This window comes from Phocaeicola intestinalis, from assembly GCF_014837065.1.
GTDB lineage: Bacteria > Bacteroidota > Bacteroidia > Bacteroidales > Bacteroidaceae > Phocaeicola > Phocaeicola intestinalis.
The window spans coordinates 1-7,894 of the sequence record NZ_JACSPP010000093.1 but is presented as its reverse complement, the minus strand read 5'-3'; the positions used below and the strand labels follow the sequence as shown (position 1 = coordinate 7,894).

Here is a 7,894-nt window from a genome sequence, read left to right as displayed (position 1 = left end):
TCCTCCGCCCTTTCCGCTACGCTCCAAGGACGGAGGAAGGCGGTGGCGGAGTTGCACTTCTAACTTGACGGTGGGGTTTGCAAAACAAATCTACACAGGCCTTTTTGTTTGAGGCAAACTGAGCTTCAGCTCTTTTTTCCGAAATAGTGACTCCCGACATCTGATCAAACAATCTATATCCTTGCCAAATTATATCAGCATTTAAGTTATCATTATAATTCTGAAGATGCTGTAAACACAAATAGTCATCGCTATCGACAAAGAGAATATATTTATTGAGAATATTTACTCCCTCCCTAGATGCATAAGTTACGTTATCCAATCCAACATTCCTAGCCGAACTTACCCCTCCATTTTTCTTATGAAACACCCTAATCCGGTTATCTTTCTTAGCATACTCATCGCAAATCATACCAGATTTATCCGTACTCCCGTCATCAATCAGCAGCAATTCAAAATCAGTAAATGTTTGGGATAATATGCTGTCTATACAGCGTGGCAAATATTGTTCCACATTATAAACGGGAACTATAACTGAGATTTTAGGAAAAGACATAAATTGAAAATTCTAATTGTACTATCAACTAAAGACTTTAATAATCAGTGTGGAAGATTATTTCTTAGTTTTACAGATTTCATCGTTAAGATGGTCGATTCTATCGTTCAAACCGTCCAATTCATCAAGTTCTTCATTCTTTATCGTGATGATGCTTTCATCAGTTTTACGTCTTTCTTTTTGCTTTTCTAAGATAGACCTTTTTAGGTCTTTACGTGCTTTTTGTGTAGTCTTTAACTGTGTGTACGCATCATGACTTTTTTCTTCCGCTTTAGACATAATCTCATGCAATCTATCCAAATCATTATTTTCGTTTCCCATAAAATGTAAAGTATTTTATTGTTATTCTTATTCTTATAAATAAAAGTTCTACCCATTTACCTTCGTTATAAAGCCCATTGATTTTTGCCGCAAACTATAAAGTTTTTTGTTTGCGTTTGCATCATTCCCTTCATTAAGCCTAAAAGTTGTTCCACCTGTTATTAATCTATCCTTCAGCCCGAACATTGACAATAGCGAGGTAAAACGTGACGTACCTCTATCTTCATTTCCTATGGCTATAAATGGTTTGTTAAACAAAATAGAAAATACACAAGCGTGAAAAGAATCGGTTACAACGAATTCCGCATCATAAAACCCACGAAGCCATTGCTCTACAGACGGCTGTATGCGCTCTTTCAAAGGAGCTTTTTTATTTTCTACTTTCGAATTCACCCGAAAAGGCACTAAATTCTTTTCTTGGGCAATTTGATCTATCAATGCAAGCTTTTCAGGGGTTTCATCCAAAATATAATTCAGCAAAGTTCCCTTGCTCTTCGGTGTATCTGTATTCTCAAACAGCTGAATATAATCTTCTTTTGTCAAAAGCATAGTCGGGTCAAGGACCTGCTGGGCTTCTACGCCAAAATGTGTACGGCACAAATCCACTCCAGAATCCTCTCTTACAGAAATTCCATTAAAATGTTTCAGCAGTTCTCCACAGCGTCTGGTCTGTTCAGGGGTATATTCCCATTCGTCTGTCCCGAAAGAGGCAGCGTATGCAATACGCTTGATGTTCCAGTCTTTTGTAAAATCCAAATAAGCATGCTCTATGCTATCTTTAAAATATTTCGGACGCCATACCTGATCACTCCCCACAACAATTACATCAAAATCCGTTTCCTTAATCTCTGAAAAATCATCCACGAATCTTCGCTTGATATACTTATGAATGAACTTGTCTGTGTTCTGCTGTATGATAGGCTTTTCACGATTTATTTTCTGTTCATAGAATATAGGGAAAGGATGTCCGGTAACGTTCCTTATAATACGTTTCCCGTATACCAAAGGAGCTTTCCATAAAGGTAACTGAAAAGGTTTGCGCTTTTTCTCAATCACCCAAACTTCATGCCCCATCCGTTCCAATACCGTCTGCAAGGCATACGCCTGAAGTATCCCTCCATAATTGGTATGGAGGGGAAGCGTTAAAATCCCGATTTTCATTTTGATAAAGACAATGGAATGAAAGGAGACTGCAAAAGAACACAGTCGCCTATATATAATAAGGTATAAATTGTGAGTTTATTCTTCTCCCTTTTCCGGATAAAGCGTGCGGAACATACGTAAGGTGCCTTTATTAGGATTGGGGTATTCGCTGGGCGAAAAGCCACACTTGGAGTAAAATGTCACAGCATTATGACCTTGTACGTTCAAAGCCTCTACGGTCAGAAACTGGCAGCCTGCCATTTCCTGTGTCTGTGCCTTATCGGCTATAGCCTCAATAATGATACGTCCCCAACCCTGACGGCTGTAACGTTCGTCAACTGCCAGATAGGCTATCTCTAAAGCCGGATAATGGGGTTTGCTTAAGAATATCTCTTTGTAATTTTCTGTTAATAAGGGGGATCTGCTACAGATATTCCTGTCATCAGGTCATTCTTGTCATCTTCATCCAAATCCAATGAGTCAAAACTCAGAGCAAACAAGGCTATTACTTCTTCCCCTAACTTGACAATGTAGGCTTGGCAATAATGGTGAAGGACACTAAGATACAGACCGTCCTGAATAAAACGGTCCATCGCCGGAACTCCGCACCGGAAATCGTGCAGGAATTGCCTGTCTTTCAAGACTTCAATGCTAAGTTCCATGCTTACTTTTATTTCCAGACAACAGTTATGCCTTTCATAATCTGTTTGTGCTTACGGATTTCTTTTTTGTCGTTTTCGTTCAACTCTTCAGACAAGATACGGCGCATCCGCTCCCGAATCTCACGGGCAAACTTACCTCTTACAGGTTCTCTTTTTACATTCACTCCTAACATAGCAAATCCTCCTTCAACTTTAATGATATGCAAAGATATGGATTTACAAGTGTTTATGCAATTTTTCACTCCGATTACTTATCTGATTTAAGCATTTTCTTGATTCCATTTTTTACTTTTTTCAGTAATTTTCTGTATAAAGGAATCCGGAGAGTCCGGTCAATTAACCCGATTATATCATCACTTTGTGCAAACTCTGTAAAGAACCGGCTACGCTTGGGATGCATCGGTGTCTTCTCCTTGAATCCTCCGTTCGCCCCTTGCGCTTCTTGATAGCTTGTAACTATAAAGGTCGTCTTTTCTTTCAAGGATTGATAGAACGATTTTCCTTTTTCAGTCTGTACCAATACAAGGCTCACTCCTTTGTCATCGTCAAACTCCGGTGCCACCTGTGGGATAGCCCAATAGTCGGCTATTGTGAGGTCGCTTCCGCTCCTGCCCGATTTAGACGGGCAACTGTAACAGCTCGGCCGGAGTGTTAAATCGGCAAGGAAAGCCCTCATGAAAGGGTTCTCGGAAAATACGGAAGAGAGCAAAACTGTATTTTTGTCTCCTTCGACTGACGTCTCGGAGAGGGTAAGAGCAAAACTGTATTTTTTCCAACCTGTTGATTTTGAACGGAAATCAACGGAGTGGATTTTCGCTTTACAGGGCATAGGGTAAGGCAAAACTGAATTTTTTCCAACCTTACGGGCGATTGTCTCTTTCAGGTATTCGCGCCATACTCTCGGACTGGGCACGCCGTGACAAATGAAATCGACTGCTATCAGGTTATCATAGCCTTTCCGTAAGAACAGCTTCAGCCCTTTTATCTGGCACGGACTGCCGCTGAATAAAACTTTCCTCCCCATCTTCAAAAAGCGTTCAGCATCCTGATAAGCAGTACCTATACGGCTTTGCATGTATTTTGAACCACGGAAATCCACAAGCCCTTCCATTGTTTCTGCATACGTATGCATCACTTCCCAGTTCACATCAAATGCAGCACCGAATACGACTCCCCCCTCCTGTATTACCTTTTCAGCGAGCAAGGTAAAGATACCTCCTGAAGAGCTCTGCATACGTATGGATTCATCCTTGTTCTTGGCAGCATACACCTCCAACGGGATATGCCGTTCGCCATGATGCAGTTCCGGACAGACTTTCTCACACAATCCGCAATCAATACACTCGTCAGAATTAACATGTGGGTAAAGAAAGCCTTCCCCGTCTTCTTTCAATGTGATGCAATGCTTGGGACACCGCTGGACACATGCCGAACAGCCACAGCAATCCTGTTTGTTTACAATCTTTATCATTTCTGTAAAAACTTATTGTAGATTCCGATAACCTTCGCATAGATAAACTCACGTTCGCTTGAAGATAATCCAACCATATATACTATCGTCCCGACAGACAATACGCATACTGTGCAAACCGTAAAAAAGCGTAATACCGTAGCATCCATATTTTCATAGACCAAGAAAGGCAGGATAACGGAAAGAATTACCACAACTGACACTTTTAGATAAATATGTTTCAGATAATCCTGCACCCGTATGCCGATTAAGGGACGAAGTAGAAGCATGCGGACAATCTGGGTGATTGACTCCACTGCAAAATGGACGATAAATACTGAATAGGCAGGGCATCCAAACCGTAGGCAGATGTATGAAATGGGAAGTATCATCAACAGGATAGTACCGCATACTGCCTGATATCTCTTTACTTTTCCGGTTGACTGATTGGCAACCATCAACGGATTGGATAACGTATAAAGCAACGATGTACAAATCATGATTCTTAAAAAGACTACCGTATGGTCGGGAACCGTCTTCAACCACACTGTAAGGATAAAGTCTGTTTCAAACAGCACCGGCAAGGACAGCAAGAACAACAGGTAAAAGGAAAACCTTGCACTGCGGAACATCAGTTTGTGCATCTCACCCATTTCTCCCTTGGCGTATGTCTTGGTTATCTGAGGATTGAGTGCCATTTGAAAGTTGGTGACAAACTGCTGTATGGCACTTTGAACCTGTACGGCTACTGCACGGGCTGCATTGACTACCGGACCAAAAAAGACATTCAACAGCATATTCAGTCCCTGACTGAAAAGTACGGAAGATAAGTTGCCGAACATGCTCCACCCTGCAAATCCAGTCATTTCCTTGAACAAGGACTTGTCCCAAACATGACGGTATTTGGATTCTTCAAAATGCCGATTGCAATATCGGCTGTAACACAGGCGTATAAGCAACTGTACTGCTAAAATAAGAAAGGCATAAAGTATCAGTTTGTCAGACGAAAAAACAACAAGCATGTAAACGACAGCCAATTTCAACACGGCTTCCAAAATAGAAATATAAGCAAAAGCCGACATCTTTTCGTGTGCGACAATATCGGCATTGTAAGGGACACTGATTATCATGATGACGGTAGAGGCTATCGAACACTGCAACACCCAGAAGGCTGCATCCATGCGGTCTGCCGGTATCTGCATTTGGGTGTACATGAACCATAGTCCGACCGTTTCGCCTAAAACCACAATCAATACAGCGATAAGAACATGTATCTGCAACGCCGTACTGAACACCTTCTGCAGATTGCTTTGATCGCCCTTTCCCAATGCAAACGTAATGTATCGCTGCGTGGCGGATGACATGGAACCGTTGATAAAACCGAACATTGCCACCACACCTCCTACCACATTATAAATACCATAATCCGTCACGCCCAACGTGTTCAGCACCACACGGCTCGTATAAAGTGTGACGAGCATGATGAACAGGGTACGGAAGTACAGCAGCAGCGTATTCTTGGCTATGCGCTTGTTGTTTGCAGAAGTGTTTTCCATGAATAAAATAAATAGTTATACTTTGAACCGTGTGTGAATGTGCATTTTATGGAATACACACAGCCGGTGTTACACTGGGTTGCAAATCCGCTTCTTCAATTATGCTGGCTTACATATCCGGCATGTCAAGCAAGCTTTGTTCTCTCCGCAATATAGCTGCATCGTTTGTAAGATTATTAATCTTACAGCTTGAAGATTAATAATCTTTCGGCGTGAAGATTAATAATCTTACAAGCAACGCAGTTATGAGGTCCCGAATCAGCACGCGATAAATTCAAGACACAGTCTCTTAAAACAGGCTTTCAGATTATTCTCTATTTTTTCTTGATTTCTCCGACGGTTTATTGATGCAGCCATACCGTCTGTAAGTACCTGCGCCATATAGCAAGGTGTGTGGTGGTGTTTATCTCCTGGCAGATATCGGTGCATGTTTTTATCAATTCGTTTTTACCTTTTTCGGGGTCGGTGGTCGTTATTGCCATCACATTCAAGGTATCTGTACCGATTGTAAGCCTTTGTATGGCTTTTACTGCCGAAGACGTATCCGTCAATACCTTATAGAGGGAAGGGGCGTAGTTGCGGAAAGACTCGATGAGCTTTTCTTGCTTTCCGTTGTCCGTATTGTTCCCGTGAGCAGTTCGGATGGTTCCGCTAACCAGTTTTTCGTTGGCTTTTTCTGCCGTCAGGAAGTATTCGCCGAGGAATTCGTCCCAGTTGGCGAAGAATGTATATTCGTCTTTTTCCTTATCCTTCAGGATGCCGATGTGCGCATAATAAGTCGTGGTAATGCTTTCGTTTTTTTTCTTGCTGGGGTAGTAAGCTTCTTCTGTTATTTCTATTTTACGGATGATTTCTGTAAAGTGTGTATGCTGAAGCTTTGTCTCGTCCTGGCTGTCTTCCAATGTTATACCTGCTGTCGGAGTGAGGTACGGACGGAGAACGAGCTTCTGCCAGTTTTGCCTTACATAGCCGGGATTGTCATGCTCGTAGCGCACGAGATTCAGGATGAGTTCTGCCTCATTGCCGTTTATTTGTGCCAGTCGCATGCTTAAGGCTGTGTTGCCTTTTTTATGAAGGTCTTGGCAAAGGGAAACCAATGAGGGTCTGACAATCAGGCTGTCTATGATTTCGTAGAGTAAGGGGAGTGTCTGTTCGCCATAGCCGCAGGCTTGCAGGATACCGATGAGCAGGTCGATGGCACGTCCTTTTTCGGTACCGATGGACAAACGGTCGCCTTCGGCATTGTGCAGGCGGACTACGTGGAAGTTCCAGATGTTGGGAAGGGAAACGGTGAGGTAACTGTCTTTCTTTAGTCCCCGCATTTGGAACACCAGCCGTTTATCTCTGCGGAAGCGGGCGATATATCCTTCCCGTCCTTTTAGCGGACCGTCTATGACGCGCACAATTTCGTTGGGGTTACCTGTCTTGGGGTTGAATGCATAGTCGGTGTATGGTCGTTCAAGGATAATCATCTGTTCTGCGTAGTTTTCGTTGAAATCCCGGAAAGCGCGCATTTGTTCTTCAGGGATAACACGCATGCGTGTCTTTTCTCCTTTCTCTGTTTTGCGCTCGTACTGCACAACGCCCTCCATAGCGTGTTCTTCCATAAAGTCTATCAACGATTTTTGGGTAGCAAGTACAAATACAATTCCCACAAACAAGGGTGCCTGCTTGTCGCCATTGTCACCACGGACTGTGACTGTGGTATGGGTAGGTGCATAGACTTCGAGAATGTTTTTAGACTTCGCCTTGTATTGTTCTAAAAGTTTTACAAACTTTTTTTCCTGACGAGGCCGGGTGCGCACAACGTACCAGCAGTAATCCAAATGATTGAGTTTGTCGATCATTTGTATGCTTCATTTAAATGTATTTCCCATGTTCCCTTCATGACAATTGCATGAAAGTTCTGAAGTACCTTTTTCCAGGTGTAGCGGTAGGATTCTGGACGAAACTCAGCAGCAATGGTCTACCGTTTTTATGTGACAAGAAGAATAAAGCATCATGTGCTTCAAGTATATTGCTTCCATATCACAAGGTTTTAATATTCAGTTTGTTAACTTGATTCAATCTTGCCGCTTCGCTATGGTTCGTATGTATGAAGCGGTGATTTCGTTGCAAAGATAAGAAAAAAATTTAGTTCCTATGTTTGTAATGTGCTAGCAAAATAGCATAAAGCCAAGAGAATTATTAAATTTGTAAATGAAAG

9 protein-coding genes are annotated in these 7,894 nt (G+C 42.2%); all 9 read right to left on the bottom strand.

Features of this window, described 5'->3' with window-relative positions; translation table 11 throughout:
* Positions 1 to 16 precede the first annotated feature (16 nt).
* Positions 17 to 556: a glycosyltransferase family 2 protein gene (locus H9625_RS17930; RefSeq protein ID WP_191765421.1), complete on the bottom strand. Its 540-nt coding sequence runs from the start codon at positions 554 to 556 to the stop codon at positions 17 to 19.
* A 57-nt stretch (positions 557 to 613) separates the two neighbouring features.
* The gene (locus H9625_RS16645) at positions 614 to 877 is read right to left on the bottom strand and encodes a hypothetical protein (protein ID WP_191765419.1); all 264 of its coding nucleotides are present in this window, start codon (positions 875 to 877) and stop codon (positions 614 to 616) included.
* A 48-nt stretch (positions 878 to 925) separates the two neighbouring features.
* A complete protein-coding gene (locus H9625_RS16640) occupies positions 926 to 2,038 on the bottom strand; it encodes a polysaccharide pyruvyl transferase family protein (RefSeq protein WP_191765417.1) in 1,113 nt (370 codons plus the stop codon).
* Between the two features lie 78 nt (positions 2,039 to 2,116).
* Positions 2,117 to 2,410 carry a GNAT family N-acetyltransferase gene (locus H9625_RS16635; RefSeq protein WP_317173130.1) on the bottom strand — a complete coding sequence of 98 codons (294 nt, stop codon included), beginning with the start codon at positions 2,408 to 2,410 and terminating at the stop codon, positions 2,117 to 2,119.
* Between the two features lie 17 nt (positions 2,411 to 2,427).
* The gene (locus H9625_RS16630) at positions 2,428 to 2,682 is read right to left on the bottom strand and encodes a hypothetical protein (protein WP_191765415.1); all 255 of its coding nucleotides are present in this window, start codon (positions 2,680 to 2,682) and stop codon (positions 2,428 to 2,430) included.
* 8 nt (positions 2,683 to 2,690) lie between these two features.
* Positions 2,691 to 2,888 carry a hypothetical protein gene (locus H9625_RS16625; protein WP_191765413.1) on the bottom strand — a complete coding sequence of 66 codons (198 nt, stop codon included), beginning with the start codon at positions 2,886 to 2,888 and terminating at the stop codon, positions 2,691 to 2,693.
* A 41-nt stretch (positions 2,889 to 2,929) separates the two neighbouring features.
* Positions 2,930 to 4,153 (bottom strand): Coenzyme F420 hydrogenase/dehydrogenase, beta subunit C-terminal domain, encoded by a 1,224-nt coding sequence (locus tag H9625_RS16620; protein WP_191765412.1) that lies wholly within the window; start codon positions 4,151 to 4,153, stop codon positions 2,930 to 2,932.
* The gene (locus tag H9625_RS16615; protein WP_191765411.1) at positions 4,150 to 5,688 is read right to left on the bottom strand and encodes an MATE family efflux transporter; all 1,539 of its coding nucleotides are present in this window, start codon (positions 5,686 to 5,688) and stop codon (positions 4,150 to 4,152) included. The genes H9625_RS16620 and H9625_RS16615 overlap by 4 nt, the downstream gene beginning before the upstream one ends.
* 341 nt (positions 5,689 to 6,029) lie before the next feature.
* Entirely contained in the window at positions 6,030 to 7,535 is a 1,506-nt protein-coding gene (locus tag H9625_RS16610; protein ID WP_191765409.1) for a UpxY family transcription antiterminator, read from the bottom strand.
* Positions 7,536 to 7,894 lie beyond the last annotated feature (359 nt).

What these genes read in the sequence shown, in the direction of transcription:
- H9625_RS16640 (WP_191765417.1), bottom strand. Translation starts at nt 2,038, where the DNA reads ATGAAAATCGGGATTTTAACGCTTCCCCTCCATACCAATTATGGAGGG.
- H9625_RS16615 (WP_191765411.1), bottom strand. Translation starts at nt 5,688, where the DNA reads ATGGAAAACACTTCTGCAAACAACAAGCGCATAGCCAAGAATACGCTG.
- H9625_RS16645 (WP_191765419.1), bottom strand. Translation starts at nt 877, where the DNA reads ATGGGAAACGAAAATAATGATTTGGATAGATTGCATGAGATTATGTCT.
- H9625_RS16630 (WP_191765415.1), bottom strand. Translation starts at nt 2,682, where the DNA reads ATGGAACTTAGCATTGAAGTCTTGAAAGACAGGCAATTCCTGCACGAT.
- H9625_RS16620 (WP_191765412.1), bottom strand. Translation starts at nt 4,153, where the DNA reads ATGATAAAGATTGTAAACAAACAGGATTGCTGTGGCTGTTCGGCATGT.
- H9625_RS17930 (WP_191765421.1), bottom strand. Translation starts at nt 556, where the DNA reads ATGTCTTTTCCTAAAATCTCAGTTATAGTTCCCGTTTATAATGTGGAA.
- H9625_RS16610 (WP_191765409.1), bottom strand. Translation starts at nt 7,535, where the DNA reads ATGATCGACAAACTCAATCATTTGGATTACTGCTGGTACGTTGTGCGC.